Annotated in this window: 24 protein-coding genes and 2 pseudogenes; 10 read left to right on the top strand and 16 right to left on the bottom strand. The window is 62.9% G+C overall.

Annotated features, from left to right (window positions below; translation table 11 throughout):
• Nucleotides 1–72: 72 nt before the first annotated feature.
• Nucleotides 73–1,263: an NHL repeat-containing protein gene (locus BBG20_RS27490; protein ID WP_083221494.1), complete on the top strand. Its 1,191-nt coding sequence runs from the start codon at nucleotides 73–75 to the stop codon at nucleotides 1,261–1,263.
• A gap of 41 nt (nucleotides 1,264–1,304) precedes the next feature.
• Here BBG20_RS27490 and BBG20_RS27485 read toward each other — a convergent pair whose 3' ends face one another.
• Nucleotides 1,305–1,787 (bottom strand): GyrI-like domain-containing protein, encoded by a 483-nt coding sequence (locus BBG20_RS27485; protein ID WP_065909084.1) that lies wholly within the window; start codon nucleotides 1,785–1,787, stop codon nucleotides 1,305–1,307.
• A 196-nt stretch (nucleotides 1,788–1,983) separates the two neighbouring features.
• On the opposite strand from BBG20_RS27485, the gene alaC reads away from it, so the two are divergent.
• A complete protein-coding gene (gene alaC, locus BBG20_RS27480) occupies nucleotides 1,984–3,195 on the top strand; it encodes an alanine transaminase (RefSeq protein ID WP_065909081.1) in 1,212 nt (403 codons plus the stop codon).
• 148 nt (nucleotides 3,196–3,343) lie between these two features.
• Here the strand turns inward: alaC and BBG20_RS27475 are convergent, their stop codons facing one another.
• Together BBG20_RS27475 and BBG20_RS27470 are read right to left on the bottom strand one after the other, a co-directional pair.
• A complete protein-coding gene (locus BBG20_RS27475; RefSeq protein WP_065909078.1) occupies nucleotides 3,344–4,696 on the bottom strand; it encodes a GntP family permease in 1,353 nt (450 codons plus the stop codon).
• Between the two features lie 84 nt (nucleotides 4,697–4,780).
• Nucleotides 4,781–5,314, bottom strand: a complete 534-nt coding sequence (locus BBG20_RS27470) for a gluconokinase (protein WP_065909076.1) — start codon at nucleotides 5,312–5,314, stop codon at nucleotides 4,781–4,783.
• A 214-nt stretch (nucleotides 5,315–5,528) separates the two neighbouring features.
• On the opposite strand from BBG20_RS27470, the gene BBG20_RS27465 reads away from it, so the two are divergent.
• From BBG20_RS27465 to BBG20_RS27445, 5 genes are all read left to right on the top strand, one after another.
• Nucleotides 5,529–6,560: an HTH-type transcriptional regulator GntR gene (locus BBG20_RS27465; RefSeq protein ID WP_162946162.1), complete on the top strand. Its 1,032-nt coding sequence runs from the start codon at nucleotides 5,529–5,531 to the stop codon at nucleotides 6,558–6,560.
• A gap of 88 nt (nucleotides 6,561–6,648) precedes the next feature.
• Nucleotides 6,649–7,281, top strand: a complete 633-nt coding sequence (locus BBG20_RS27460; protein WP_065909071.1) for a glutathione S-transferase family protein — start codon at nucleotides 6,649–6,651, stop codon at nucleotides 7,279–7,281.
• Nucleotides 7,282–7,291: 10 nt separating this feature from the next.
• Nucleotides 7,292–8,032, top strand: coding sequence for an NAD-dependent epimerase/dehydratase family protein (locus tag BBG20_RS27455; RefSeq protein WP_065909068.1), 741 nt, complete (start codon nucleotides 7,292–7,294; stop codon nucleotides 8,030–8,032).
• Between the two features lie 12 nt (nucleotides 8,033–8,044).
• Nucleotides 8,045–9,454: an MFS transporter gene (locus BBG20_RS27450; protein ID WP_065909065.1), complete on the top strand. Its 1,410-nt coding sequence runs from the start codon at nucleotides 8,045–8,047 to the stop codon at nucleotides 9,452–9,454.
• Between the two features lie 133 nt (nucleotides 9,455–9,587).
• Entirely contained in the window at nucleotides 9,588–10,100 is a 513-nt protein-coding gene (locus tag BBG20_RS27445) for a hypothetical protein (protein WP_065909064.1), read from the top strand.
• A 106-nt stretch (nucleotides 10,101–10,206) separates the two neighbouring features.
• Here the strand turns inward: BBG20_RS27445 and BBG20_RS33615 are convergent.
• The 3 genes and pseudogenes from BBG20_RS33615 to BBG20_RS27435 form a co-directional block, all read right to left on the bottom strand.
• Nucleotides 10,207–10,623: pseudogene (locus BBG20_RS33615) on the bottom strand (methyl-accepting chemotaxis protein); the annotation flags it as partial.
• A 126-nt stretch (nucleotides 10,624–10,749) separates the two neighbouring features.
• Nucleotides 10,750–11,526, bottom strand: a pseudogene (locus tag BBG20_RS33610) (PAS domain-containing protein); the annotation flags it as partial.
• Between the two features lie 167 nt (nucleotides 11,527–11,693).
• Nucleotides 11,694–12,563 carry a LysR family transcriptional regulator gene (locus BBG20_RS27435; protein WP_065909063.1) on the bottom strand — a complete coding sequence of 290 codons (870 nt, stop codon included), beginning with the start codon at nucleotides 12,561–12,563 and terminating at the stop codon, nucleotides 11,694–11,696.
• A 96-nt stretch (nucleotides 12,564–12,659) separates the two neighbouring features.
• Here BBG20_RS27435 and gstA point away from each other — a divergent pair, with 96 nt between their 5' ends.
• Complete coding sequence (gstA, locus tag BBG20_RS27430; RefSeq protein WP_065909062.1) at nucleotides 12,660–13,259, top strand: glutathione transferase GstA; 600 nt, start codon at nucleotides 12,660–12,662, stop codon at nucleotides 13,257–13,259.
• 37 nt (nucleotides 13,260–13,296) lie between these two features.
• Here the strand turns inward: gstA and BBG20_RS27425 are convergent, their stop codons facing one another.
• From BBG20_RS27425 to BBG20_RS27385, 9 genes are all read right to left on the bottom strand, one after another.
• Nucleotides 13,297–14,685, bottom strand: a complete 1,389-nt coding sequence (locus BBG20_RS27425; protein WP_065909059.1) for an aromatic amino acid lyase — start codon at nucleotides 14,683–14,685, stop codon at nucleotides 13,297–13,299.
• A complete protein-coding gene (locus BBG20_RS27420; RefSeq protein WP_065909057.1) occupies nucleotides 14,682–15,686 on the bottom strand; it encodes an ornithine cyclodeaminase family protein in 1,005 nt (334 codons plus the stop codon). The genes BBG20_RS27425 and BBG20_RS27420 overlap by 4 nt, the downstream gene beginning before the upstream one ends.
• Before the next feature lie 72 nt (nucleotides 15,687–15,758).
• Complete coding sequence (locus BBG20_RS27415; protein WP_065909055.1) at nucleotides 15,759–16,685, bottom strand: aliphatic sulfonate ABC transporter substrate-binding protein; 927 nt, start codon at nucleotides 16,683–16,685, stop codon at nucleotides 15,759–15,761.
• Nucleotides 16,685–17,698 (bottom strand): ABC transporter substrate-binding protein, encoded by a 1,014-nt coding sequence (locus BBG20_RS27410; RefSeq protein ID WP_065909052.1) that lies wholly within the window; start codon nucleotides 17,696–17,698, stop codon nucleotides 16,685–16,687. The genes BBG20_RS27415 and BBG20_RS27410 overlap by 1 nt, the downstream gene beginning before the upstream one ends.
• A gap of 159 nt (nucleotides 17,699–17,857) precedes the next feature.
• Nucleotides 17,858–20,500: a TonB-dependent receptor gene (locus tag BBG20_RS27405; protein WP_065909050.1), complete on the bottom strand. Its 2,643-nt coding sequence runs from the start codon at nucleotides 20,498–20,500 to the stop codon at nucleotides 17,858–17,860.
• Nucleotides 20,501–20,711: 211 nt separating this feature from the next.
• On the bottom strand, nucleotides 20,712–21,650 hold the full coding sequence (locus BBG20_RS27400; protein WP_065909047.1) for a FecR domain-containing protein: 939 nt from the start codon (nucleotides 21,648–21,650) through the stop codon (nucleotides 20,712–20,714).
• Entirely contained in the window at nucleotides 21,647–22,156 is a 510-nt protein-coding gene (locus BBG20_RS27395) for a sigma-70 family RNA polymerase sigma factor (RefSeq protein WP_065909044.1), read from the bottom strand. Before BBG20_RS27395 ends, BBG20_RS27400 begins: the two co-directional genes overlap by 4 nt.
• A gap of 108 nt (nucleotides 22,157–22,264) precedes the next feature.
• The gene (locus tag BBG20_RS27390; protein ID WP_065909041.1) at nucleotides 22,265–23,056 is read right to left on the bottom strand and encodes a phosphate/phosphite/phosphonate ABC transporter substrate-binding protein; all 792 of its coding nucleotides are present in this window, start codon (nucleotides 23,054–23,056) and stop codon (nucleotides 22,265–22,267) included.
• A gap of 9 nt (nucleotides 23,057–23,065) precedes the next feature.
• Complete coding sequence (locus BBG20_RS27385; RefSeq protein WP_065909038.1) at nucleotides 23,066–23,995, bottom strand: fatty acid desaturase; 930 nt, start codon at nucleotides 23,993–23,995, stop codon at nucleotides 23,066–23,068.
• Between the two features lie 301 nt (nucleotides 23,996–24,296).
• Between BBG20_RS27385 and BBG20_RS27380 the strand changes: the two genes are divergently transcribed.
• Both BBG20_RS27380 and BBG20_RS27375 read left to right on the top strand, forming a co-directional pair.
• Entirely contained in the window at nucleotides 24,297–24,713 is a 417-nt protein-coding gene (locus BBG20_RS27380; RefSeq protein ID WP_065909035.1) for a GNAT family N-acetyltransferase, read from the top strand.
• Nucleotides 24,714–24,807: 94 nt separating this feature from the next.
• The gene (locus BBG20_RS27375) at nucleotides 24,808–25,626 is read left to right on the top strand and encodes a class I SAM-dependent methyltransferase (protein WP_065909032.1); all 819 of its coding nucleotides are present in this window, start codon (nucleotides 24,808–24,810) and stop codon (nucleotides 25,624–25,626) included.
• Nucleotides 25,627–25,762: 136 nt separating this feature from the next.
• Here the strand turns inward: BBG20_RS27375 and def are convergent, their stop codons facing one another.
• Entirely contained in the window at nucleotides 25,763–26,302 is a 540-nt protein-coding gene (gene def / locus BBG20_RS27370; protein ID WP_065909029.1) for a peptide deformylase, read from the bottom strand.

Below are 26,302 nucleotides of genomic sequence, written 5' to 3'. Positions count from 1 at the left end.
GCCCGAAGTTGTCGCTCAAGGTTTGGAACGAGCAGGCGTGGAAACTCTCAACGTCCCATCCGGAGAACACTCATGAGTATTCCGTCGAATCACACTACGGCAAACACCGCCGGCGGCCCGGACCTGTCCTTCGGGAACCAATCCCCAAAGGACGGCACGGTCATCGCCTCATCCTCCGCAGGCCTGTCACGCGTGCTCAGTGACGGTTCCACCCTGACGGTGGGATTGACGAGAGAAGGCGACACAAATCGATTAGCCGTCACCAAACATACGCCTGCAGGTGAGCTCGACACCCAATTCGGGACCGGATACACGCGCCTTGCAGAATCCGCCGTCCTCACGGACCTGATCATTCAACCTGATGGAAAGCCCGTTTTGCTGGCTGCACTGGGAAATGCGCATCGCGCATTTATTACTCGATTCAATGCGGAGGATGGCAACGCGGACCTGCAGTTTGGCGTAAACGGCATAAGGGAACTGGATAAAGCGGTCTTTCCCGTGAGCATCAAAGGCGGTTTAGCCGTGCAGGCCGACAACAAGATTGTCGCCGTATTCAGTGACGGCAGTGACACCTTTATCTACCAACTCGGTGTCAACGGCGAGGTCCTCAACTTCGGAAACAACGAACCGAATATTTGGCGTAATTCCCAACTCGACAGTGTGCTGATTACCCAGGAAGGTTTCGTAATTGCCGGTACGACCAAACTGGAAGACAGACGCGAGGCCTACATCGTCGGCCTGACGGATAAAGGTGAAACTGACCGTAGCTTCGGTACAAATGGCGTCGCCGCGTTGCCCTTCGACAATAAGCAAAACAGACAAGTCACTGCACTGGCCAAGGGCCCGGAAGGCAGAATAGCGATTGCCGGAAGTAGCTATACCACCCCGGGGGACAAGAACTTCGTGGCCATCCTGCTGGCCAACGGCCAACCCGATCCCGCCTTTAATGCCGGCAAGCCGCTGGAAAAAAACGCCGACGGTTTCCGTTATACCAGCGTGGTGGTCCAGCCTGATCAGAAAATCGTGGCACTGGCCCGCAATGGCAATGGCAGCGTCATCCAGTTGCTCCGGTTCAACCCGGACAGTCAACCGGACGCCACCTTTGGTGTGGACGGCATCGCCAATGCATGGCGAGACCCCAACGGACGTCCCGAGCACGGCCAAATCAGCCTGGTGGAGTGGGTAACGTTCAACAGCACACTGCAAAGCAGCGGCATTCACGCGGGTCGCCAGTCCTTCATCGGGCGCCTGCTCAGCGAGTGACGGTATCGATTGAGCTGCCCAGGCAGCTCAATCGCGTTGCATCAGGCCTTGGCTTGAACCGGCAGCCAGATCTCCACCGTCCCGATGCCCTTGCGCGCATCAAAATCCGCGCTGTAACGCTCGAAATCCGCGCCCATCACCTTGTAGCCCGAGTGCGGCAACCATTCGAACATGATGCGTTCGTAGGTCTGCTCCAGCGCCTGCACCGGACCGTAGTGCGGGAACACGGCGTAGTTGAGCGGTGGAATTTCGATGGACTCGAAGTTGCTCGGTACGTCGCCCTTGGTGGGGACTTCAACCCCGGCCATGTAGTCGAATTCGTCATGTCTGGGGTTGTGGCACACCCCATAGGTCACGCCGCCAACGCGCTTCTTGATGTCCTTGACGCAGGTGTCGAACAACTCCCACAGCTTGGGGATATCGCCCACGGTGGCCTTCGAATAACGCCCTTGCACCCCGGCGATCACCAGGGCTTTACCGGCTTCCATGCGTGGCTCCAACGGTTGTCTTGTCTGCTGATCCATACGAACAGTCTCCTTCTTATGAGGGAACAAACCCGCATCGAGTATAGGGGCATATCCGCGCTGGACTCCATGCAGAAAATTTTCCTACGCATCTGGACAACTGGCCATCATCGACCGTATTGTCTGCCCCGCAGGCCACCGCAGTGGCCGACGTCGCTCGGACGGTTCCGGGCGCTTACGTACTCTCGAGGCAACAATGGCAGACCAAGGTTCGCCGCGCCGCTTTGCGCGCATTGATCGACTCCCCCCGTATGTTTTCAATATCACTGCCGAGCTGAAGATGGCTGCGCGTCGGCGCGGCGAAGACATCATCGACTTGAGCATGGGTAACCCTGACGGCGCCACGCCACCACATATCGTGGAGAAGATGGTCACCGTCGCCCAGCGCGAAGACACCCACGGCTACTCCACTTCCAAGGGCATTCCGCGCCTGCGCCGCGCCATTTCGCGCTGGTACAAGGACCGCTATGAAGTGGACATCGACCCCGAGTCGGAAGCCATCGTGACCATCGGCTCCAAGGAAGGCCTGGCGCACTTGATGCTGGCCACCCTGGACCAGGGCGATACCGTGCTGGTGCCGAACCCCAGCTACCCGATTCACATCTACGGTGCCGTGATTGCCGGCGCCCAGGTGCGTTCGGTACCGCTGGTGCCTGGCGTGGACTTCTTCGCCGAGCTGGAACGCGCGATTCGCGGCTCGATTCCCAAGCCGAAGATGATGATCCTCGGTTTCCCGTCCAACCCGACCGCGCAGTGCGTGGAGCTGGACTTCTTCGAGCGCGTGATTGCGTTGGCCAAGCAGTACGACGTACTGGTGGTGCATGACCTGGCCTACGCCGACATCGTCTACGACGGCTGGAAAGCCCCGTCGATCATGCAGGTGCCGGGCGCCAAGGACATTGCGGTGGAGTTTTTCACCCTGTCCAAAAGCTACAACATGGCCGGCTGGCGCATCGGCTTCATGGTCGGCAACCCGGAACTGGTCAACGCCCTGGCCCGTATCAAGAGCTACCACGACTACGGCACCTTCACCCCGCTGCAGGTGGCGGCGATCGCTGCGCTGGAAGGCGACCAACAGTGCGTCAAAGACATCGCCGAACAGTACCGCCAGCGCCGCAATGTGCTGGTCAAGGGTCTGCATGAGTTGGGCTGGATGGTGGAAAACCCGAAGGCGTCGATGTACGTCTGGGCGAAGATTCCCGAGGCGTATGCCGCCATGGGCTCGCTGGAATTTGCCAAGAAGCTGCTGCTCGAAGCCAAGGTGTGTGTATCACCGGGGATCGGCTTTGGTGAGTACGGCGACGATCATGTGCGCTTTGCGCTGATCGAAAACCAGGACCGGATTCGCCAGGCGGTGCGCGGCATTCGCGGGATGTTCCGGGCGGATGGCTTGATCACCAAGGCCTGATCCCGCAACGCGGTCACACATGTGGGAGCGGGCTTGCTCGCGAATGCGCAGTATCAGTCATGTATCTGGCGACTGATCTACCGCACTCGCGAGCAAGCCCGCTCCCACATTTGGAGGGGGTTTTCACCCCGGCATCCTGGCCTGCCTGTCAGACCACCAACGACAGCAGCATGATAAAGATCAGCGCCACCACCGACAGGATGGTCTCCATCGCCGTCCAGGTCTTGAAGGTCTCGGCCACGGTCATGTTGAAGTACTGCTTCACCAGCCAGAACCCCGCATCATTGACGTGCGACAGGATCAACGAACCTGCGCCCGTCGCCAACACCAGCAACTCACGGTTGACCCCTGGAATCATGCCCACCACCGGTACCACGATGCCGGCGCCGGTAATGGTCGCCACGGTCGCCGAACCGGTTGCCACACGAATCACCGCCGCCACCAGCCAGGCCAGCAGGATCGGGTTGATCTGCGCGTTCACCGCCATGTGGCCGATCACGTCACCCACGCCGCTGGTCACCAGCATCTGCTTGAAACCGCCACCGGCGCCGATGATCAGGATGATCGCGGCGGTCGGCGCAAGGCTGGCGTCGAGCAGCTTGAGGATCTGCTTGGAATGGATGCCCTGGCGATGGCCAAAGGTGTACAGCGACAGCAGCAACGCCAGCAGCAGCGCAGTGATCGGGTGGCCGATCATGTCCATCCAGTTGCGCACCACGTGGCCTTCGACCAGGGCGATGTCAGCGAAGGTTTTCAGCAGCATCAGGAACACCGGCAGCAGCACAGTGATCAGGGTGATGCTGAAGCTCGGCAGGGTTTTCGACTCAGGTTCGCGGGCCAGTTGATCCACCAACTCCTGGGACGGATTGCCCGGGATGTACTTGGCGATAAACGTACCGAAGATCGGACCGGCAATGATGGCGGTCGGCAGTGCGACGATCAGGCCATACAGGATGGTCTTGCCGATGTCCGCGCCAAACACGCCGATGGCCAGCAGCGGGCCCGGGTGCGGTGGCACCAGCCCGTGCACCGCCGAGAGGCCGGCCAGCAGCGGGATGCCGATCTTGATCAGCGACACGCCGGTGCGGCGCGCGACGATGAACACCAGCGGGATCAGCAATACAAAACCAATCTCGAAGAACAGCGGGATGCCCACCAGGAACGCGGCGAACATCATCGCCCACTGGACCTTTTCCTTGCCGAAGGCGCGGATCAGGGTCTGGGCGATCTGATCGGCGCCGCCGGATTCGGCCATCATCTTGCCGAGCATGGTGCCCAGCGCAAGGATGATGCCGACAAAGCCGAGCACCCCGCCGAAGCCGTCCTGGAATGCCTTGATGATCTTGTCCACGGGCATGCCCGAGGTCAGGCCAAGGAAGCCGGCCGCGATGATCAGTGCAATGAACGGGTGCACCTTGAACTTGGTGATCAGAAAGATCAGACCGATGATAGTGACCACTGCATCAAGCAGCAGGTAGGACTCGTGGGACATGCCAAACATGGGGGGTCTCTCCTGTTTGTTGTTGTTATTAAAGCCGGTATTCAATTTGTCGCCGGGGATAGCGCTATCTTTTCCGGCAAAAAATTATTTGGATGGTTCAAAACCGTGTTTCAGCCACCAGGCATTGGTTTGTTCGGCCAATGCCTCGACGCTGTCTTCGCTGGCATTGAGGGCCAGGGTCAGCGGTTCGCCGACGGGCGATTCAAGGGTGGCGAACTGGCTGTCGATCAGGCTGGCCGGCATGAAATGGCCGGGGCGATGGGACACGCGGTCGGCGGCCACGGCACGGGTCAGCTCCAGGAAGACAAACCCCAGGCCCGGCGCGGCTTCGCGCAGGTGGTCGCGGTATTTCTTTTTCAGCGCCGAACACGTCAGCACCGGATGCTCACCGGCCTTGAGCGAACGGCGCAGCTCATCGCACAGGATGTCGAGCCAGCCGGCACGGTCGTCGTCGTTGAGGGGGTGGCCGGCGCTCATCTTCTCGATGTTCGCGGCGGGGTGAAAGCTGTCGCCTTCGATGGCGGTGGCACCGTTCAGGCGGCACAGGGCCTCGCTGACGCTGGACTTGCCACAGCCGGAAACACCCATGATGACCAGGGCGGTAACAGGTTGACTCATGAAACACCTCAGGACGCAGATAGCGCTACCTTTGCACGCTCTAAGGCTAGTGCAAAAACAGGCTTTTCCCGCGCCGTCTTGTCTTTTTTTATGGAGTGACGCGTGCATCCGCTCCAATGGTTTTGAACAGGATCAGGCAACCCTTTCTTCAAGAATTTGCAGGCCTTTGGAGACAGCGCTACCTTAGTGCCTCGATTTTTGTTTGGCAAGCCGCCTGATGACCTCCAAGAACGATAAAAATACCCGCACGACGGGCCGCCCTACCCTCAACGAAGTCGCACGCCTGGCCGGCGTCAGCCCCATTACCGCGTCCCGCGCCCTGCGTGGCATCAGCACCGTTGCCACCGAACTGGTGGAAAAAGTGCAGCACGCCGCCGCCGAACTCAACTACGTGGTCAACCCTGCCGCCCGTGCGCTGGCCTCTGCGCAGAGCCATTCGGTGGTGGTGCTGGTGCCGTCGCTGTCCAACCTTTTATTTATCGAAACCCTCGAGGCCATCCACCAGGTGCTGCGGCCCAAGGGCTTTGAAGTGCTGATCGGCAACTCGCATTATTCGCGCGATGAAGAAGAAAACCTGCTGCGCAACTACATGGCTTACCAGCCGCGGGGTTTGCTGCTGACCGGCTTCGACCGCACCGAAAGTGCCCGACGGATGGTCGAGGCCAGCAACGTGCCGTGCGTCTACATGATGGACCTGGACCCCAACGCCGGCGTGAACTGCGTGGGCTTCTCGCAGGTGGCGGCCGGAGAAACCGCTGCCGCGCACTTGCTGTCCCGTGGACGCAAGCGCCTGGCCTATATCGGCGCGCAACTGGACCAACGCACGTTGCTGCGCGGCGAAGGTTTCCGCCGTGCGCTGCAACAGGCGGGGATGTACGACCCCGCGCTGGAACTGCTGACGCCACGCCCGTCCTCGGTCGGCCTGGGTGGGGAGCTGTTCCTGCAATTGCTGGCGGCCCATCCGGAGGTGGACGCGATCTTCTTCGGCAACGACGACCTGGCCCAGGGCGCGCTGCTGGAGGCCATGCGCCATGGCATCAAAGTACCCGAGCGCGTCGCGGTGCTGGGCTTCAACGACTTGCCGGCCTCCTCCTTCATGGTGCCGCGCCTGAGCAGCATCAGCACCCCGCGTGAAGCCATCGGCCGGCGGGCGGCGGAGCATTTGTTGACGATCATGGCCGGCAACAAGATCGCCAAACCCGTGGTGGACATGGGGTTTGAGCTGCAGGTGCGCGAGAGTACCTGAGCCCGAAATCATCGGTGGTCGCGCCAGGCACTCGCTGTCCTCGGCGTCGCCTGCTAGATTGGCTGCTCTCCACTGCCAGGGAAGCACCATGGGACACTCACTGAAAATCTTGGGTCGCACGTCTTCCATCAACGTGCGAAAAGTACTGTGGACCTGCCAGGAACTGGGCATCGACTACGTGCGCGAAGACTGGGGCATCGGCTTCAAGCCGACCCAGTCCGCCGAATTCCTTGAGCTGAACCCCAACGCCCAGGTGCCGGTGCTGATTGACGATCACGGTGTGTTGTGGGAATCCAACACCATCTGCCGTTACCTCGTCAGCCTCTACCAACGCACCGACCTGCTGCCCGCCGAGCCTGCGCCGCGGGCGCGTGTCGAGCAGTGGATCGACTGGCAAGCCATCGAACTCAACCGCGCCTGGGGCGATGCCTTCACCGCGCTGGTGCGCAACAACCCGGACGGCCTCGACGCAGCGCAGATTGCCGCCGCCGTGCAGCGCTGGAACGACAAGATGGGCCTCCTCGAACAACAACTTGCTCGCACCAATGCCTACGTGGCCGGGGATGAGTTCACCCTCGCCGATATCCTCATCGGCCTCTCGGTGCACCGCTGGCAGATGACCCCCATGACGCGGCCGCCCTACCCCGCCATTGCCGCTTACTATCAACGCCTCGGCCAGCATCAGGGCTTCCAGACCTTTGCCCTTGCCGGTCACAACTAAGGAATTGCACGTGAAAGGAATCAATGTACTGCTCACCGGCGCCTGCGGTCGCATCGGCAAAACGTTTTTCGAAGCCTCGAAAGACCGCTACCGCTTCACCCTCACTGACCGCATCGCCCCGGACTTCAACCTCGGCGAGCACCGCTTCGTGCAGGCCGACCTCAGCGACAAATCCAGCCTCGCCGCCCTGCTCGACGGCATCGACGTGATCGTGCACCTTTCCGGCATCCCCCATGCCAGCGCCACGTTCGACGAACTGCTGCCCAACAACATCCTCGCCACCACCCACCTGTTCGAAGCCGCCGTGGCCGCCGGTGTGCAGCGCCTGGTGTTTGCCAGCAGCGCGCAAACCATCGAAGGCTACCCGGTGGATCGCCAGATCACGCCCGGCATGCAAGTCATGCCCGCCAACCTGTACGGCGTGAGCAAATGCTACGGCGAGGCACTCTGTGGCTATTACGCGGCCAAGACGCCCCTGTCGACGATTGCCCTGCGCATCGGCGCCTTCGAGTTCCCCGCGACCCACGACCTGAACAACGCGCGCGACCTCAGCGCCTGGCTCAGCCCACGTGACGCGGTGCAACTGCTGCAACGGTCGGTGGAGGCCGAGGGCGTCAAGCACCTGATCGCCCACGGCATCTCCAATAACCGTTTCAAGCGCCTGGACCTGAGCGAAACCACGCGGGTGTTGGGTTACCATCCGGTCGATGATGCCTTCCAGGAAAACTTCGAGATTCCGATCACTTACTGAGTTTCCCGCACCATGCCTGCACTCCCCGCTACAGACGGCATCGACCCAGTCCGCGCCGCCCACATCAGCGCGCGCATTGACCGCCTGCCCGCCGTCGCCACCGTCTGGCGCCTGGTGGCGTTGCTGTCTATCGGCGGCTTTTTCGAGCTGTATGACCTGTTCCAGACCGCCTACATCAGCCCCGGCCTGATCACGGACGGGATTTTCCACATCGGCAGCGAGGGCGTGTTTGGCTTCTCGGATCAGGCGGCGTTCGCCTCGGCGACCTTCCTCGGGCTGTTCCTGGGCGCCAGCCTGCTCAGCCCCATCGCCGACCGTTTCGGGCGCCGGGCGATCTTCACCTTTGCGTTGATCTGGTACACCGTGGCCACCGTGCTCATGGGCATCCAGACCTCAGCCCTGGGCATCATCTGCATGCGCTTTCTGGTCGGCATCGGCCTGGGCATCGAGCTGGTGACGATCGACGCCTACCTCTCGGAACTGGTGCCCAAGCGCATGCGCAGCTCGGCGTTCGCCTTTGCGTTTTTTATTCAGTTCCTGTCGGTGCCAGCAGTGGCGCTGATGTCGTGGTGGCTGGTGCCCCAGGCGCCGTTCGGGGTCTCGGGCTGGCGTTGGGTGGTGCTGAGCAGTGCAGTGTTTGCGCTGTTTATCTGGCAACTGCGCAAGCGCTTGCCGGAGTCACCGCGCTGGCTCGCGCAAAAAGGCCGCTTTGATGAAGCCGGCCAGATCATGGACAGCCTGGAGGCGCGCTGCCAGAAGGATCACGGCAAACCGCTGGATGCACCGGAACCCGAAGCCGTCAGCGTGCAGGGCAACGGCCGATTTGCGGATATCTGGCAACCGCCGTACCGGCGCCGCGCGTTGATGCTGATTGTGTTCCACGTGTTCCAGGCCATCGGCTTTTTCGGCTTCGGCAATTGGTTGCCGGCGCTGTTGTCGGGCCAGGGCGTGAGCGTGACCCACAGCTTGCTGTACGCCTTTATCATCACGCTCGCCTACCCGTTGGGGCCGTTGCTGTTTGTGAAGGTGGCCAACCGCTTTGAAAACAAGTGGCAGATCGTCGGCTCAGCCATGGGCGCGATGATCTTCGGCAGCCTGTTCGCCCTGCAGACCACGGCGGTGGGGCTGGTGATCTGCGGGGTGATGATCACCTTCTGCAACGCCTGGCTGAGTTTCAGTTATCACTCGTACCAGAGCGAACTGTTCCCCACCAACATCCGCGCGCGGGCGGTGGGGTTCTGCTACTCGTTCAGCCGCTTGTCCACGGTGTTCAGCAGCCTGTTGATCGGGTTTATCCTCGAGCACCTGGGCACGCCGGGCGTCCTCGCGTTTATTGCCAGCAGTATGCTGATCGTGATGATCACCATCAGTTGGTTCGGCCCGCGCACGCGCAACCTGGCGTTGGAAAACATCGCCCACTGACGGCAACGGTTGGCCGCCGGCGGGACAATGTTTGCCGCGGCGGCCAGGCCATCCCCAATAAAACCGGGGTGATGCGACCCGGCATGCTAATTGCTCCAGCACTGGCACCGACCATTTTCCCAGGTGACCGATCATGCTGGTTAACAACAACACCCAAGCGGTGTCGACCATTCAACAGATCAAGCGGCCCGACATGGACCCCGCCAATGCTGCCGCCAGCGCGCTGTACAGCGGTGCCGTGCAAGCGGCGCAGCAAAGCGTGACCGTACCGGCCGCGCAGAAGGAACTGGACAAGGCCAACGATCGCATCGACGAAGCCTTTGCCAAGACCCGCGTGCAGTTGCAGGCCACCACGGCGGCGACCACCGCAACCACCGATGTGCCGGCAGCGGGCAGCAGCACCAGCACCGCGCGGGCCGATTTCACTGACTACATGAGCAAATCCCCGGCCGAACGCATCCGTGAGCAACTGCTCAAGGAGCAAGGATTGACCGAGGCGGATGTGCAGAACATGTCGCAGGAAAAGCAGGACGCCATTTCCAAGCAAGTGGCCGAGCGCCTGAAGCAGCAGCAAGAGCAGCAGGTAGCGGCGAAAACCGCTGACCCGCAGGCACAGGCGGTGAAAGAAACCCTGGCCGCCATCTAACAGGCCACCCTGATCAACGGTAGGCGCCGGCTTGCCGGCGATGCAGGCGCCTCGGTGAATCCAGACCGAGGTGATGCTATCGCCGGCAAGCCAGCTCCTTCATGCGTTATTGCAGTTGCAGCGTCGAATTGAACTGACTGATCGCATCCACCACATGCCGTGAGCCTTCCTGAATCTCCAGGATCACCTGCCCCGCCTCGTTCGCCAATTCCACCCCCAGCCCTGTGCGGCTCAAGCTCGACTGCATGCTCGACACCGCGCTCAGCGACAGGTCGTGGTTTTTGCGCACCACCTCGACAATCTCCACCGTCGCCTGGCTGGTCCGCGCCGCAAGGCTGCGCACCTCGTCGGCCACCACCGCAAAACCGCGCCCATGCTCGCCGGCCCGCGCCGCTTCGATGGCCGCGTTCAGCGCGAGCATATTGGTCTGCTCGGCAATGCTGCGGATGGTCTGCACGATGGCGCCGATGATGTCCGACTGTTTGCTCACCGCGTCGATGCTCTGCGCCGCCTGGTTCAGGTCGTGGGAAATCTCCTCGATGATCTGCACGGTCTGCTGCACCACCTCCGAGCCCTTGCGTGCGCAGGCGTCGTTCTGTACCGAAGTGGCGTGGGCCGAGTCGGCGGCGGTGCGCAGGGTGGTGACCTGGTCGGTGATGTCGCTGGCAAACTTGACCACTTTGTACAGCCGCCCGCTGGCGTCGAAGATCGGGTTGTAGGACGCCTCCAGGAACAGCGTCTTGCCGTATTTATTCCTGCGCTCGAAGCGGTGCGAGTGGTATTCGCCGCGATTGAGCGAAGCCCAGAACGCCTTGTAGGCCGGCGACTCCACCTCGCTGCGATGGCAGAACATGCTGTGGTGCTGGCCGACGATCTCATCCAGGGAGTACTGCACCGTCTTCAGGAAGTTTTCATTGGCATTGATGATCTGCCCCTGCGGGGTGAACTCGATCACCGCCATCGAGCGGCCGATGGCGTCGATCAGGCTCTGGTTTTCATGCTCGTGGTGCACCCGAGCGGAGATATCCGACGCGACTTTGATCACGCTCTGTACGTGGTTGTCCGGGCCCAGCACCGGCATATAGCTGGCTTCCAGCCACACCTCCTGGCCATGCTTGTTCAAGCGCATGAAGGTGCCACTGAGGGCCTCGCCCCGCGCCAGGTCGCGCCACAGCTTGGCGTACGCGTCGGTGTGGGTGTAGGCCTCGTCGCAAAAGATGCGGTGATGTTTGCCGCGTATTTCCTCGGCGCTGTAGCCCATGGTTTTGCAGAAGTTGTCGTTGGCATCGAGGATCACACCGTCGCGGTCGAACTCGATCATCGCCATGGAGCGGCTGATGGCGGCGAGTTTGGCGTTGGATTCGGTGAGTGCGCAGGAGAAACGCTGGATTTCAAGCAGGTCGGATTTGTGATGGCGGTTGAACATGGTCAGATCACCCTGGATTCCCGGCGCCTCGAAGGCGCATTCCATTCATTTGTTGGACAGTGCAGCCACACCTTCATGGGGAAATAACCATCCGAAACGCTTTATATGCCAAGCGTCATCAACGGTTCTGGGTGAGCATAGACAGGGCTTGGCGCTATGCAAGGCCACTAGTCAGCAAGCATTTTCAACAATGCGCTGGTAGCGGCCGAAGGCACGCGGGCAGAGGAACCCACCAACGCGAATTCGCGGTGCAGCGGCACCGTCAGCGGCATGACGCGCAGGCCGGTGCGCTGGGCCGGCAGGGCCATTTCCGGCACCAGCGTCACACCGACGCCTTCACGCACCAGGCTGAAGGCACTGTTCCATTCGCGCACTTCCACGCGGATATCGCTGACCGTCAGCCCCGCGGCGGCACCCAGGCTGCGGGCGTTGGCGGTGCAACCGCCGGTGGCGAGCACGAACGGTTGTTCGAGCAGCTCCGCCAGCGACACGCTGGCGTCGGCCGGGCGCTGCGCCAGTGCATGGTTGACCGGCAGCACCGCCATCCACAAATCGCGCCCCAGCACCGTGGCATTGCGCTCGGGCTTGGGGTTGAGCACCACGCCAAGGTCGATCAGGTTGGCATCGAGCAGGGTCAGCACTTCGTTGTCGGTGACATCCAGGGTGGTGACCTCGATGCCCGGGTACAACTGCGCGAAGCGTTGCAGCAGCGGTGTCAGAAAGGTCGCGAGCACCATCGGGAAACTGGCGATGCGAATCGTCCCACGCAGCATCGGGCGTGCTTCATCCACGGTGCTGCGAATCGTCTGCAAGGCGCCGAGCATCACCCGCGCCTGCTCGATCACACTCAGGCCCAAGGCAGTGGGCAAAGTCTTGCGCGGTTCACGGGTAAACAGCTGCGCACCCAGGGTCGCCTCCATGCTGGCCATGGCCTGGCTGGCGGCCGATTGCGTCATGCCCACCGCTTCGGCGGCGGCGGTGATGCTGCCGCGATCAGCCACGGCCACCAGCAGGCGCCAGTGCATCAGGTTCATCATGGCAGTAGCTGTCCTTATGGCAGGGGTCTGAAGGTTTAATTTTACGCACGGTGCCATGCCCGTGAGACTGGCGCAAATTCAACGGAGCTGCCGCAGATGAAACTGTATTTCTTCCCCAACGCCTGTTCACTCGCCCCGCATATCGTGTTGCGCGAATTGGCGCTGCCGTTCGAGCTGGTGCAGGTCGACAACCAGGCCAAAACCACCGCCGACGGCGAGGGTTTCCTGCAGATCAACCCCAAGGGCTACGTCGCCGCGCTGCAGTTGGACAACGGCCAGGTACTGACCGAAGCCAGCGCGATCCTGCAGTACCTGGCCGACCTGAAGCCCGCCGCCCACCTCGCCCCCGCCAACGGCAGCTGGGAGCGTGTGCGTCTGCAGGAATGGCTGAATTTTATCGCCACCGAAATTCATGGCGGGCTGGCGGTGTTTTTCAACAGCGCGATCCAGGGCGAGGTGCGTAGCCTGTTCCAGGCCACCCTGTTCAAGCGTTTCGCGGTGCTGGTAAAGACCTTGGAGCACAAGGATTACCTGCTGGGCGAGTACTCGGTGGCGGATGCGTACCTGTTCGTCGTGCTGCGTTGGGCGGCATTTCACGCTATCGACCTGGGCGAATGGCCGGCGTTGGCGGCGTTTCAACAGCGCGTGGGTGAGCGGCCAGCGGTGATTGCCGCCCTGGCCGCCGAGAATCCATAAACACACACGACCCCTGTAGCAGCCGGCTTGCCGGCGCCTACAGGGGGAAGGGGCTGGATTCGAGGAAGGTGGCAAGCGCCAGTACATCCACCGAGCCCGAGCGATCCTGATCCAGGTGCGCCACACGGCTGCGCACCGCGGCATGAATCTGCCGCACGCCCTGCCCCAGTTGCATGGGGCCGCGCAGGTCCACCGCCTGTGCCGCCACGATCAGCTCGATACTTGCCAGCCACAACACGCGCTCGGTCAGGCGGCGGGTCTTGTCGACCACAGCCAGCGCCTGCCCGGCGTAGTCTTCCACGCGGTCCGCCACCGGCACGCTCACAGCGGGCAACGGATTGGCCAAATGCCCGATCTCGGCGACCAGTGCCGAGCTGGTGCGCTGCAACGCCGCCATCCCCACATGCCCTGGCTGGGTGATCAGAAAACGCGGTAAATCGCTGGACGTCGGCGAAAGCAGCTTGGCAATCCGTTCGGCGCTGCACGCGGCGACGCGACTCAGCGCCAGGCCCAAGCCTTCGGCGGCCAGCGCCAGATGAGTGCTGTCGAAATTGGCGGTGGCCAAGACCAACGCGTCTTCGCTGATCAACGCCGGGTTATCCGCACCACTGCGCAGTTCCAGTTCGACCAGTGCATGCAGTTGCTGCAACGCCTGCTGCGCCGCGCCCTGGACCACCGTGGCACAGCGAAAGCTCAGCGGGTCCTGCAGGCGGCGGGGCTGGTCTGCCAGCTCGCCGCCGGCCAGCAACTGCAACAACGCGGCCGACTGTTCAGTCTGCCCCGGCGCCGGGCGCAGGCGTGACGCCCACGACTGGAACGGGCTGAGGTTGGCGCGGTAGCCTTCGCACGCCAACGCCAGCGCCGCCATCAAGGCCTCCAACGCCTGCCGCGCCTCGAAGACCAGCAAGGCGCCCAGCCCGACACTCGCCGCATTCGCCGACACCAGCGCCAGGCCATCCTTGCCGGTCAACGGCACGTCCAGCGCCAGGCTCAAGTGTGCCAGGGGCGCCAGGTCGCTTTCGCCCAGCGATCCGAGCAGTGGCACTTCGGGCTCGACACCCGAGTTGAGCAACGCCAGCAAGGCGTCCGCTGCCGCCGGTGAAATCCCCGCGCGGCCCTGGGCCAACCCAGCCAGGCGCGCCGCCGTGATCGCGCGCACTTCCTGTCGATTGGCCAGGCGCCCGACGCCCACCGCACGCCCCAGGGGAATGTTCGCCTGCAGCGGTGCCACCTGCGTATCCACGGCCGCACCGAGGCCGGTGGTCACGCCATAGATCGGTGTGCCTGCGGCCGCCAACTCGAGCAGCAACCGATGGCCTGCGTCGATACGTTGTCGCGCCTGGACGGTGAAATCCGCCGGGGCATCCTGCCGGGCAATCGCCAGCAAATCGGCGAGCACCAACCCTTGGGGATCGAAGTGAATCATGCCCAGCGCAGCCGCTGGCCAATCCCCAGGCGCTTGGCTTTTTCCAGCAACGCATGGCCCAGGGCGATGTCGCTGAGGCTCAAGCCGCGGTGCCAGAACAGGATGGTTTCCTCGGGGTTGTCACGGCCGCTTTTCAAGCCGGCGACGATCTGCCCCAACTCGGCGTACAAGGTCTCGGCGCTGAGTTTTCCGGCGTCCACATGCGCACGCAACGCGCCAAACATGCCGCCCTTGCACTGGCCCCAATCATCCACCACCAGCTTGCTCATGATGTCGGTGAGCGACAGTTCCACCGCGCTCATGGTGCCGTAGGGCACGACAAAGGCGCCGGGCTTGATCCAGTCGGTGCGCAGCAACGGCTCGGGTTGCTCCAGGCGCGAAGCTTCGACCACGATGTCGGCGCCGCGCACGGTGGACTCCCAGTCGTCGGTGACAATCACCGGTTTGCCGAGGTCGCGGCGCAGGCGCTCGGCGAAGGCTTCGCGGCTTTCGCTGCGGCGCGAATGCACGCGGATTTCCTCGAAGTCGAACAGGTGATCGAGCAGCCGCACGTTCCAGTACGCGGTGCCGCGCGCGCCGATATGCGCCAGCACTTTGCTGTCGGGCCGGGCCAGGTATTTGGCGCCAATGGCGGTGACTGCGCCGGTGCGCATGTCGGTGATCGCCGAAGCGTCGAGGATCGCCCTGGGGATGCCCGTGGCCGGGTCCAGCAGGTTGAGAATCGCCAATTCCGAGGGCAGGCCCTTGCGGTAGTTGTCGACAAAATCGCCTACCACCTTGACGCCGGCGTAGCCGATATCACCGCCGAGTACACCGCGCAGTACGTTGAAGTGGCCGTTGATACCGCCGCCGGGAATCAGGTGGGTACGCGGCTCGATCACCGCCTCGCCCCGGCCCTGGATACCCAGGCTGGCTTCGATGGCGGCGAGGATTTCATCGTTAGTGAGGCGCAGCTCGTCGATGTCGAGGCCGTTGAGAAAGTCGATGTAGATCGGTTGCATGGTCTGCTCACTGATAATGGAATAGCGCCTGCCCGCCTGCGTAGGAGCCTGGCTTTCCGGGCCCCTGCAAGGTCATGGGGCCTTGAAGACGACTTGCTGCACATCGACCTTTTTCGGGATCAGGCCGTTGGCGAAGAACAGGTCGGCGGTGCGTTGCTGAGTGGCGATGTCGCTGGCTTGCAGCGGGCGGATCGCGGTCGACGAACGGTGTTCGAAGTAGCTCTTGACCACCGCCGGTGGCAGGCCGAGGGTCTTGGCCATCAGCGCGATGCTTTCCTCGGGCTGGTCGAGGGACAGGCGCTGCGCCTTGGCCAGGGTCTGGATAATCGGGCCGATGGCTTGCGGGTGCTGTTGCACAAACGCGCTGCTGGCGACGAAGAACGTGCCCGCAGGATTGAGGCCCTGGCCATCGCCGAGCACGCGGGCGGAGCCGTCGACCACCGCCGCCGGATAGTACGGATCCCACACCACCCAGGCGTCGACCTTGCCCTGTTCAAAGGCGGCGCGCCCATCCGAGGGCGACAGGTACACCACGTCGACGTCCTTCCATTGCAAGCCGGCGCGCAGCAGGCTCTTGAGGAACAGGTTGTGCGCGCTGGAGCCCTTGAGCAACGCCACGCGCTTGCCCTTGAGTTCGGCCACGCTTTGCACGTTGCTGTTCTTGGGCACCAGCACGGCTTCGGATTTGCCCTCGTTGGGCTCGACGGCAAAGTACTGCAACTCGATGCCGGCGGCCTGGGCGAAGATCGGCGGGATGTCGCCGATATTGCCGATGTCCAGGCTGCCGCCGTTGAGGGCTTCGATCAGCGGCGGGCCGCCGAGGAATTCAATCCACTGCACCTGGGTGCCGGGCAACGCCGCTTCGAAGAGTTTGTGCTCACGGGCGAGGACCATGCTCACCGAGCTTTTCTGGTAGCCGATGCGCAAGGTGGCGGGTTCGGCGGCCAACACCTGGCCGGCGATCAACGAGAGGACGACGCCAGCAAACATCTTCAGCATCACAGCGCCTCCTTGACCTTGGCGGCGACATCCGCCGGAACCCACTGCTGCCAGACCTGCGGATGGTCCTTGAGGAAGGCTTCAGCCACCTGGCGGGGCGGGGTGCGTTTCTCACTCATGTCCCCGAGGATGCCGTTGAGCAGATCAATCGGCAGGTCGACCTTCTCAAACACGCTCACCAGTTGCGGGTACTGCGCCTTGAACGGCGCGGACACGCCAATCGCCAGGCGCGCCGGCATCGAACGGGTGCCGATCGGGTTGGGGTTTTTCGCGTCGGACAACGTCTTCCAGGCTTCGGCGCTGAACGGCGGTTCTTCCAGCTTGATCAGCTTGAAACGCCCCAGCAGCGGGGTCGGCGACCAGTAGTAGAACAACACCGGCTTGCCACGCCGGATCGACGACGCCACCTCGGCATCCAGCGCCGCGCCGGAGCCGGTGCGGAAGTTGACGAAGCTGTCAGTAAGCTTGTAGGCCTTGAGTTTCTGGCTGTTGACGATCTCCGAGGTCCAGCCGGTTGGGCTGTTGAGGAAACGCCCACGCGTCGGGTCTTCGGGATCGCGGAACACATCCTTGTAGCGCGCCAGGTCGGCCACCGACTTGAGGTCCGGCGCCAACGGTTTGATGCCGCGTGCCGCGTCGCCCTTGATCACGTATTCCGGCACCCACCACCCTTCGGTCGCGCCCTTGACCGTGTCGCCCAGGCCGAACACTTTGCCTTCGCTTTCGGCCTTGACCCACGCCGGACTGCGCCCGGCCCACTCTTCGCCAATCACCTGGATATCGTCCTTGGCCAGGGCCGCTTCCAGGCTCACGGTGCTGCCGGGCAAGGTGTCGGTGGGCAGGCCGTAGCCTTTCTCGACAATCAGGCGCAGGACCTCGGTGATCAGGCTGCCGCTTTCCCAGGTGATGTCACCGAAGTGGATGGGTTTGACGGCTTCGGCGGCAGGCGCTTGCTGGGCCAGGACGGCCAGCGCCAGCAGCGAGCCACCGAGCAGGTTTTTTAGTGTTCTCATGAGTAGCCTCTTGGAGATTCAAAACAGATCCAGAGTGGGCAGTGTGGGAGCTTGCTTGCCTGCGATGCAGACACCTCGGTTTTTCAGGAAGACCGAGGTGATGCAATCGCCGGCAAGCCAGCTCCCACAGTTGATCTCCACCCCCTTCAAGATCAGGGTTTAAAAGTCATAACTGAGCCGCGTGTAGTAGAACGCCCCTTCCGGCGCGGTCGGCGACAGGTAGCTGTATTGCTGCCCCGGCGTCTGACGCAGGCGGCTGTTGAAGTCATCGGGCTTGCTGTCGAACAGGTTGTTCACACCGACCGACACCCGCAGCTGCTTGGTGAACGCGTAGTTCACGTCCAGGTCAGTGGTCCATTGCGCACTGAACACCTGGTCGTACTGGGCGTTGGCTTCGGCGGCCGCGTATTTGCGGTACTTGCCGTAGCGGGTCTGGTTGAGGGCAATGGTCCATTGGTTGAGTGTGTGCACCGCGCCGAACACCAGCTTGTCTTCGGGGTAGCCGTGCTCGATAAAGCCCCGGGCTTCGCGGGTCAGCACCTCGAAACCGTTGGGGTTCTCGTGGACTTTCTCGATGGTGGTGCGCGCCTTGGTATAGCCGGCCGACAGGTTCAGGTCACCGAACTGCGCCAGGTCCAGGTTGTACTTGCCGACGATGTCGACGCCCCGGGTGCGGGTGTCGGCGGCGTTGGTCATGAACTGCGCCCAGGAGTACTGGCCGTAGCCGGCATTGGTGAGGATCTGCTCAGCCAACGGTCCCGAGATACCGCCGCTGAACAACAAGCGATCGCGAATCGAAATCTGGTAGGCGTCGATGGTCAGCGAGGCATGCTCGGTAGGACGCAGTACCAATCCCAGCGAGTAGTTGGTGGACTTCTCCGGCTTGAGCGGCTGTGCGCCGAGGGCCCGCGCTGCCGGGTTGTCGGCCGGCAGCATGCGGGTCAGCACCGGGTTGCCATTGGCATCGAGGTTGGTGGTGGTGGTCCAGGACGTGCCGATCTGGCCCAGGCTTGGCGCGTGATAGGCATTGTTGATCGTGCCGCGCAGCCCCACTTGCGGGGTGAAGTCATAGCGCGCCGAGAGCTTGCCGGTGGTGGCGGAACCGAAGTCCGAGTAGTGCTCGGTGCGCCCGGCGACGCCGACTTGCAGCTTGTCGGTGACCTGGTTTTCCAGGCCGAAATACACGCCGCCGACATCGCGCTTGAAGGTGCCGGCATCGTCCGGGGTCAAGCCCGACGCTTGCACCGCGCCCACCTGCACGTTGTCGATACCGCCGTAGGAGTAGGAGTCGTAGTCCCCGGCCTCGAGGCGATATTGCTCGTGCCGGTAGGCCACGCCAGCGGAGACGGTCAGCGGATGGCTGGACCAGTTCACGTCGAGGTCCTTGGCATAGTCGAGGGTGATGTTGGTCTGATCGTTGACCAGCGTCGCGACGTTGAATTTGGTCGGGCTGTTGGCGCCATAGCTCGGGTTGACGGTGTTGAACGCCAACTCGTCGTGCTCGTCACGGCCATACGTCGCGCTCAGGTCGAAGCGGCCGATGGATTCGTCTTCATAGCGCGTGCCCACGGTGACGGCGCCGTCTTCATAGCGGTAGCGGTACTTGGGAATCGTGCCGCCGGGGTAGATCGACGCGACGTTGTTCGGGCTGCTGGCCAACAGCGGCGGCGTGTTGTTGACCGAGGTGTCCTGGCCGAAGGTGGCGAAGCTGTAGAGCCGCCATTGATCGTTCAGGCCAATCTCGGCATTCGCCGCCAGGTTGTATTTGTCGCGCCCGGCCCCGCCCCAACGCGGGTCTTGCAACTGGCCGTCGGCGACGTACTTGTCGCCGATATCGTCGGGCTTGTTGTTCAGGGTGTTGAAGCTCAGCGTGAGGAAACCATCCCCCGGCAAACCGATGCCGTACCAGCCGTCGGTGGTCTTGCTGAAGCCATCGCCCTGGGCGTACTTGCCCAATTGCGTGTTGATGCCACCGCCGCTGTCACGCTCCTTGAGCACGATGTTGACCACCCCGGCCACCGCATCCGAGCCGTACTGCGCCGAGGCGCCATCACGCAGCACTTCGACATGGTCGATGGCGCTGATGGGGATCATGTCCAGGTCCACCGGCTGCGCGCCAATGAACGGCACGCCACCGGAGATATTCACCACCGCCGAGGTGTGCCGGCGCTTGCCGTTGATCAGCACCAGGGTCTGGTCGGGTGACAGGCCACGCAGCGAGGCCCCCTTGGGATCCTGCCCGCGCGTGGCGCTGTTGTTCTGCGGAAAGTTGAACGAGGGCAGCAACTGGAACAGTGCCTGGTTAAGGCTGGTCGCGCCGGTTTGCTTGAGTTCTGCGGCGTTGATCACGTCCACCGGGGCCGCGCTGGTCAGGGCGGTGGCGTCGCTGCGGCGGGTGCCGATGGCCACCACGCGGTCCAGGGTCGGTGCCTGGGCGGCGCTGGTCTGGGCCTTGACGCTGCTGGTGGCCTGGGCACTTTTGGCCGCGCCTTCCTTGATCACAAAGGCGCCGTCCGGGCTGACCTGCACGTGCAGGCCGGTGCCCTTGAGCGCGGCGTCGACCGCCTGTTGCGCCGACAGCGAACCGTCGACACGGGCCGAGGAATAATTGCCCAGTTGCGGCGTAAACGAAATTACCTGGCCGCTTTGGCGACTGATGTCCAGCAGCACCTCATCCAGCGGGCCGGGCGCGATGTGGTAGACCTGGCGCACCTCTTCGGCACTGGCGGCAAACGAAAAAAACAGACTGGCCAACGGCACCAGGGCAAAGGTTCGCAGCGGCACACGGTTGAACTGATTCACTTTGGCTCCCCCCAAGGAAACTCGAGAACGCTGCTCCCCGCAGCGCTTACGGGAGTGATGTGGGACGGCCGCGGGAAAACTTGCAGATCGTTTGGTTATGTCCTTAGAACCCACTTTCGAAGCGCAAACCCTGTAGGCGCTGGCGTGCCTGCGATGGCATCGACGCGATGTAACGGGCAGGCATCGCAAGCAAGCCAACGCCCACAGCAAATCAGGCCGCACTAACGGTCACCCACAGGCCGGTGCGGCGGGTGATGTGGATCGGCAAAGTGCGCGCCAGGGTGTCGAGGATCTGCTGGGGGTTGTCCAGGCGGTAGAGGCCGCTCACGCGCAACTCGGCCACGGCCGGATCCAGGCGCAGCACGCCCTGGTGGTAGGGGCGCAGCGCGTCGATGACCTCAGCCAGCGGGCGGTCGCGCACTTGCAGGAAGCCGTCCACCCAGGCAGTGGCGCCGGAAGAACTGGCCTGCATCGGGCCGAAGCCCGTGCGGTCGTAATGCACTTCATGGCCGGCGGCCAGTTGCAGGCGCTCGCCGTTCTGCCCATCGATTTCGACGGCGCCGTTGAGCGCGACGACCTGGCCCTGCCCTTCACGCTCACGCACCAGAAAGCGGTTGCCGTAGGCGCGCAGGCACGCCTGGTCGGTCTGGATCAGAAACGGCCGCAGGCGATCACTGGCGACCTTGGCCAGCAGCTCACCTTCGCGCAGGCGCACCAGGCGCCGTTGCGGGTCGAACTGAATGTCGGCCGCGCTCTGGGCGTTGAGCAGCAATTCGCTGCCGTCATCCAGGGTCACGGTGCGCCGCTCGCCGGTGCCGGTGCGCACATCCGCCGTGAGTTCCGACAGCCCCATGGGTTTGGCCAGCAGCACGGCGCCGACGGCCACGCCGGCGCCGGCCAGGGCGATCTGCAATACCTGGCGGCGACTGGACGGCGCCTCCAACGCCTGCTGCACGACTTTGCCGCTGACGCCTTGCGCCTGCGGCACCTGGAACACCCCGAGGCGGGTTTCCAACTGCCGGCACAAGGCATCATGGCGGGGGTCGGCCGCGCGCCATTGGTGATAACGCTGCCAATCCTGCGTCGTGGCCTGGCCGGAGCGCAGCAGTACGTACCACTGCGTGGCGCTGTCGATCAGTTCGTCGTTCATTCCAGGCACAGCCGCAGGCATCGATTGAAGGCGCGGGTCATGTAGTCGCTGACCGAACGCTGGGAAATGCCCAGCTCGGCGGCGATTTGCGGGTAGGTCAGGCCATTGAGTTGCGACAGCAGAAAGGTCGCCTTGACCTTCGCCGGCAAGCCGTCGAGCAACTGGTCGATGGCTTGCAGGGCTTCGAGCATTTGCGCCAGGTCTTCGGGCGACGGCGCGGTGCAGGTGTCGTCGGTATCGAGGGCGTCGAGGTAGGCGCGCTCCAGGTCACGACGGCGCCACAGCTGGTACATCAGACGCTGGGCGATGGTGGTGAGCAAGGCGCGGGGCTGGCGGATCGGCTCCACCGACGGCGAACTCAGGAGCTGGACGAAGGTGTCGGCGGCGATGTCTTCGGCGTGCGCGCGCGAATCGAGGTGGCGGTGCAAACGGCCGCACAGCCAGTCGTAATGACTGCGGAATAATCCGCCCACGTAATCGCTGTGAGAAGTGTCGGCGCCGGACATAGTGGCTCCATCTGAGTAGGTTGCGCGTTATGTCCGGTGTTCCGGTGGGGCGATCCTAGCAAGGCTGCTTATTCTTTAATAATATTTAAAAGGTATTTTTATATAACCTTATTCAAGCACCGGGTAGCCAAGGCTGGCGGCGTGCTGCTGGTAGTCGAGGAGTACCTGATAGTCGTCTTCGCTGGCCGGCAGCACTGCATGCAAGCCGAGGGTTTCAACCACGTGCGGCAAGTCCTGCAACGCCAGGTTCATGGCCGCACGAATCGTTGCAACCTGCGCCTCACTCAAGCTGTGCGGGCCGATGTAGGGCAAGGTCGGGCTCGGCGCGCTGTGGCTCACCACGCGCAGCCCCGCGACTTCCTGCGGGGCGAAACGGGCCAGGTAGTCGTAAGTGACGCTGTCGATGGCGGCCAGGTCGGCACGGTCCTCGCGCAACCAGCGCAGGCTCTCGCGATGGGCACCACTGATGCCGACGCTGGAAAAAAACCGACCGTCCTGCTGCAACGGCGCCAAGCGTTCGCGCAGCAGGTTCATGCCGCTGTTGGAGTCGTGGCCATTGATCACGCCACGGCTTTGGTAGAACTGCGCCAGGTCGGTGTGCGGGTTGTCCGCGCGGGCCAGCAGCAGGCTGCGATGGGCGCCGTTGCTGCTGTGCGGCAACTCATAACGTGGCCGGCCGATGACGCGCACCTGACCGCGCAGCTGGGTCATCAGCGGGTAGCCGCAGGTCTGGGTAACGAGTAGTTCAGGGGCCAGCCACAAGCCGAGCAGGTCCAGATGCGCGGCGTCGCGCCGGCCCAGGCCCAGGCGCTCCAGGATTCGCGTCAACCACTGTTGGTTGGCCTGTTGGATGGGGTCCGGCGCGACATACATCAGCAGCTCGGCGTAGTGATCACTCATGCGGGTCTCTCAGGCAAAGGGATGGCGCGGGCTGTCGATGGCCTTGAGCCCGTGGCGGCTGATCAACTGGCCGTAGCCCTGCACCAGGAACCCGCCGCTGCGCGCCACCCACTGCTCGCGACGGGCGCGGTAGACGGTGGGCAGCAAATACCAGGGCAATTGCGGCAAGTCGTGGTGCACCAGGTGCAGGTTGTTGTTCAAAAACAGCCAGGTCCACGGCCACGATGCCTCGTTGAGCACCGTGCGCTGCTCCGGTTGCGGATGCGGACGGTGCTCATAGTAGGAACGGATCGACGCCAGCGACAAGGCCGGCACGCTGACCAGCAGCAGGTACTGCACGACTGAAAGTGCGCTGTAGTGGGCGATGAAACTCAACATCAGCAGCGTCACCGCGCCGTGGGCCAGCCACATCAGCCAGACCTGTGGCAGGCGCTGCCATTCATGGCGCGCCAGGCGGGTGATCGCCAAGGGCGCGGCCAGCAGAAAACGACCGAGCACGGTTTTGGTCAGCCAATGCACGCCACGTTCGAACAGTGAGCTGTTGTCCCATTGCTGCTGGTTGAGGTAGCGGCTTTCCGGGTCGATGCCGGGCAGGGTCAGGTCGTCATCATTGTGGTGCAGCAGATGGCTGTCGCGGTACAGCGTGTAGGGGTACCACACGGCGAACGGGGCATAACCGAGGAGTTTGTTGAGCCGGCGCGAGCGGGTGGGATGGCCATGCAGCAGTTCGTGTTGCACGGACAGCCACAGCGTCACGATGGGAATCAGCAGTACGGTACTCAGCCCCACACCCAGCCAGTGGCTGGCGAGGACCACGGCGAACCAGCCGGCGTAGACGCCGATCAACAACAGCCAGGTCGGCCATTCGGTGCGGGCGGTAAAACTGTTCGCCAGGGCTTCGATTTCCCGGCGTTGGGTCTCATCAAGGTAGTTGGCCATCGGCAGCTCAGAGCAGGTGTTTCCTGCTCTGTGCAATGAGGCGCAAAAATCTTGCAGATCGTTTGGTTCTAAGCTTGTAACTCAGTGACCGAACAGGCCGGTCTCGGACTTCTTGGCTTTCTTGTCAGCGCGTTTTTCATCGGCGGTCTTTGCCGGTTTTTTCTTCGCGGCTTTCTTTGAATCCATACCTTTGGCCATGATGCATGCTCCACTTACAGGGGATGTAACACTGGGTATACCACCTATTGCCCCACAGAAGGCGCTTATAATCTCCGGCCCTGGATTATGTTGCGCGAACACCATGCCCGAACTGCACCTCGAACCGCTGGCAGAGCCGCTGTGGCCGCTGCTGAACAAGTTTTACCGCCGCCACGATTCGTCGATGAAGGCGCTCAAGGGCGGGCGTTTGTGGGTGGCGCGCGATGGCGAGATTGTCGCCGGCCTGTGCCTCACGCCGGTGGTCGGCGGGCAGTGGCTGACGGGGGTGTTTGTCGACCCGGCGTATCGCGGCCAGGGGCTGGCGGCGCGCTTGATTGAGCAGGCCGTGGCAGATGTGGACGGCACGGTCTGGTTGCTGTGCCATCCGGACCTGGAAGGGCTGTATCAGCGCATCGGCTTCACCCAGGACACGCGGCTGCCGCAGTCCCTCAGCGAACGACTGGTGCGGTACAAACGCAACAAGCCGATGATCGCCATGGGCTTGAACATCGGTGCTTAGAACCTTTGGTGCGGTTCACCGCAGATAATGTGTGATCGGCCGGCAGAGGGCCCATGCTAGCCTCGGGGGCACCCTAGCCCTCTACAGGATGATCATGAAAACGACGCTTGCAGCGCTGTCCCTCACCGCCCTCCTCGCCCCCACCTTCAGCCAGGCCGCCGACGCACCCATCAGCGCCAAGCAGTACGCCAGTGTACTCGCCGGCAGTTGGCGCGACCCTGCCAACAGTGCGCGTGACGGCTATCGTCATCCGCAGCAGACGCTGGAGTTCTTTGGCCTGGGCGCCAGGCAAACCGTGATCGAAATCACCCCGGGTGGCGGTTGGTACAGCGAACTGCTGGCGCCGCTGCTCAAGGATCACGGGCATTACATTGCCGCCGTGCAGGCGGCGAGCAGCAGTGCCTATGCGCGGACCTCGGAAGAGAACCTGAAGAAGAAATTCGCCGCCGACCCGGCGCGCTATGCCAAGGCTGAAGTGGTCGAGTTCGACCCCAAGGCGCCGGTGTTGGGCAAACCCGGTTCAGCCGACGCCGTGCTGACCTTCCGCAATGTGCATAACTGGGTGGCGGCCGACACTGCCAACGCCACTTTCCGTGCGTTCTACACGGTGCTGAAACCGGGCGGCGTGCTGGGCGTGGAAGATCACCGGGCCAAGGATGGCGCGGACCTGGAAGCGATCAAGGACAGCGGTTACCTGACCACTGCGCAAGTGGTGAAGCTGGCGACCGATGCAGGCTTCAAGCTGGCGGGACAAAGTGAGGTGAATGCCAATGCGAAGGACACCAAGGACTATCCCGGCGGAGTGTGGACCTTGCCGCCGACGTTGAAGCTGGGAGAACAGGATAAGGCCAGGTACGTGGCGATTGGCGAGTCGGATCGGATGACCCTGCGGTTCGTCAAACCCGCGCAATAACCTGACGTGAAATGCCATCAACCTGTGGGAGCGGGCTTGCTCGCGAATGCGTTTTATCAGTCGATACATGCGTGACTGATACACTGCCTTCGCGAGCAAGCCCGCTCCCACCGTTTTGATGGGTTGTGTCAGGGGTTTACTCGTCAGCCGCAGGATCCATGTCCGGGAACATCACTTCGATAAACCCGAACTTGCTGAAATCCGTAATCCGCGACGGGTACAGCCGGCCGATCAGGTGATCGCACTCATGCTGCACCACGCGCGCATGGAAGCCATCGGCAAAACGCACGATCGGCTCGCCCTTGGGATCGAAACCTTCGTAGCGAATCTGCTGGTAACGGTCCACGGCGCCGCGCAGGCCGGGCACGGACAGGCAGCCCTCATAGCCCTCTTCCAGCACCGGGCTCAGCGGTGTGATCAACGGATTGATCAGAATGGTCTGCGGCACTGGCGGCGCGTCGGGATAGCGCTCACTGGCCTCGAACCCGAAGATCACCAGTTGCAGGTCGACGCCAATCTGCGGCGCGGCCAGGCCGACGCCTCCCACATGCTCCATGGTCTGGAACATGTCATCGATCAACTGCCACAGCTCGGGGCTGTCGAACATTTCCGGCGGCACCGGGGGCGCGATACGCAGCAGGCGCTCGTCGCCCATTTTCAGGATTTCACGGATCAT

Source organism: Pseudomonas aylmerensis, from assembly GCF_001702265.1.
In the GTDB taxonomy this organism is placed as follows: Bacteria; Pseudomonadota; Gammaproteobacteria; order Pseudomonadales; family Pseudomonadaceae; genus Aquipseudomonas; species Aquipseudomonas aylmerensis.
Note: the sequence above shows the minus strand (reverse complement) of the source record. Positions and strands in the feature narration are given on the sequence as shown.

Bases quoted from the DNA above. Each gene is read 5' to 3' on its own strand.
- BBG20_RS27460 (WP_065909071.1), top strand. From the start codon at position 6,649: ATGGGACACTCACTGAAAATCTTGGGTCGCACGTCTTCCATCAACGTG.
- BBG20_RS27415 (WP_065909055.1), bottom strand. From the start codon at position 16,685: ATGCTGAAGATGTTTGCTGGCGTCGTCCTCTCGTTGATCGCCGGCCAG.
- BBG20_RS27380 (WP_065909035.1), top strand. From the start codon at position 24,297: ATGCCCGAACTGCACCTCGAACCGCTGGCAGAGCCGCTGTGGCCGCTG.
- BBG20_RS27450 (WP_065909065.1), top strand. From the start codon at position 8,045: ATGCCTGCACTCCCCGCTACAGACGGCATCGACCCAGTCCGCGCCGCC.
- BBG20_RS27490 (WP_083221494.1), top strand. From the start codon at position 73: ATGAGTATTCCGTCGAATCACACTACGGCAAACACCGCCGGCGGCCCG.
- BBG20_RS27435 (WP_065909063.1), bottom strand. From the start codon at position 12,563: ATGATGAACCTGATGCACTGGCGCCTGCTGGTGGCCGTGGCTGATCGC.
- def (WP_065909029.1), bottom strand. From the start codon at position 26,302: ATGATCCGTGAAATCCTGAAAATGGGCGACGAGCGCCTGCTGCGTATC.
- BBG20_RS27375 (WP_065909032.1), top strand. From the start codon at position 24,808: ATGAAAACGACGCTTGCAGCGCTGTCCCTCACCGCCCTCCTCGCCCCC.
- alaC (WP_065909081.1), top strand. From the start codon at position 1,984: ATGGCAGACCAAGGTTCGCCGCGCCGCTTTGCGCGCATTGATCGACTC.
- BBG20_RS27485 (WP_065909084.1), bottom strand. From the start codon at position 1,787: ATGGATCAGCAGACAAGACAACCGTTGGAGCCACGCATGGAAGCCGGT.
- BBG20_RS27395 (WP_065909044.1), bottom strand. From the start codon at position 22,156: ATGTCCGGCGCCGACACTTCTCACAGCGATTACGTGGGCGGATTATTC.
- BBG20_RS27390 (WP_065909041.1), bottom strand. From the start codon at position 23,056: ATGAGTGATCACTACGCCGAGCTGCTGATGTATGTCGCGCCGGACCCC.
- BBG20_RS27475 (WP_065909078.1), bottom strand. From the start codon at position 4,696: ATGTTTGGCATGTCCCACGAGTCCTACCTGCTGCTTGATGCAGTGGTC.
- BBG20_RS27470 (WP_065909076.1), bottom strand. From the start codon at position 5,314: ATGAGTCAACCTGTTACCGCCCTGGTCATCATGGGTGTTTCCGGCTGT.
- BBG20_RS27385 (WP_065909038.1), bottom strand. From the start codon at position 23,995: ATGGCCAACTACCTTGATGAGACCCAACGCCGGGAAATCGAAGCCCTG.
- BBG20_RS27445 (WP_065909064.1), top strand. From the start codon at position 9,588: ATGCTGGTTAACAACAACACCCAAGCGGTGTCGACCATTCAACAGATC.
- BBG20_RS27400 (WP_065909047.1), bottom strand. From the start codon at position 21,650: ATGAACGACGAACTGATCGACAGCGCCACGCAGTGGTACGTACTGCTG.
- BBG20_RS27410 (WP_065909052.1), bottom strand. From the start codon at position 17,698: ATGAGAACACTAAAAAACCTGCTCGGTGGCTCGCTGCTGGCGCTGGCC.
- gstA (WP_065909062.1), top strand. From the start codon at position 12,660: ATGAAACTGTATTTCTTCCCCAACGCCTGTTCACTCGCCCCGCATATC.
- BBG20_RS27420 (WP_065909057.1), bottom strand. From the start codon at position 15,686: ATGCAACCGATCTACATCGACTTTCTCAACGGCCTCGACATCGACGAG.
- BBG20_RS27425 (WP_065909059.1), bottom strand. From the start codon at position 14,685: ATGATTCACTTCGATCCCCAAGGGTTGGTGCTCGCCGATTTGCTGGCG.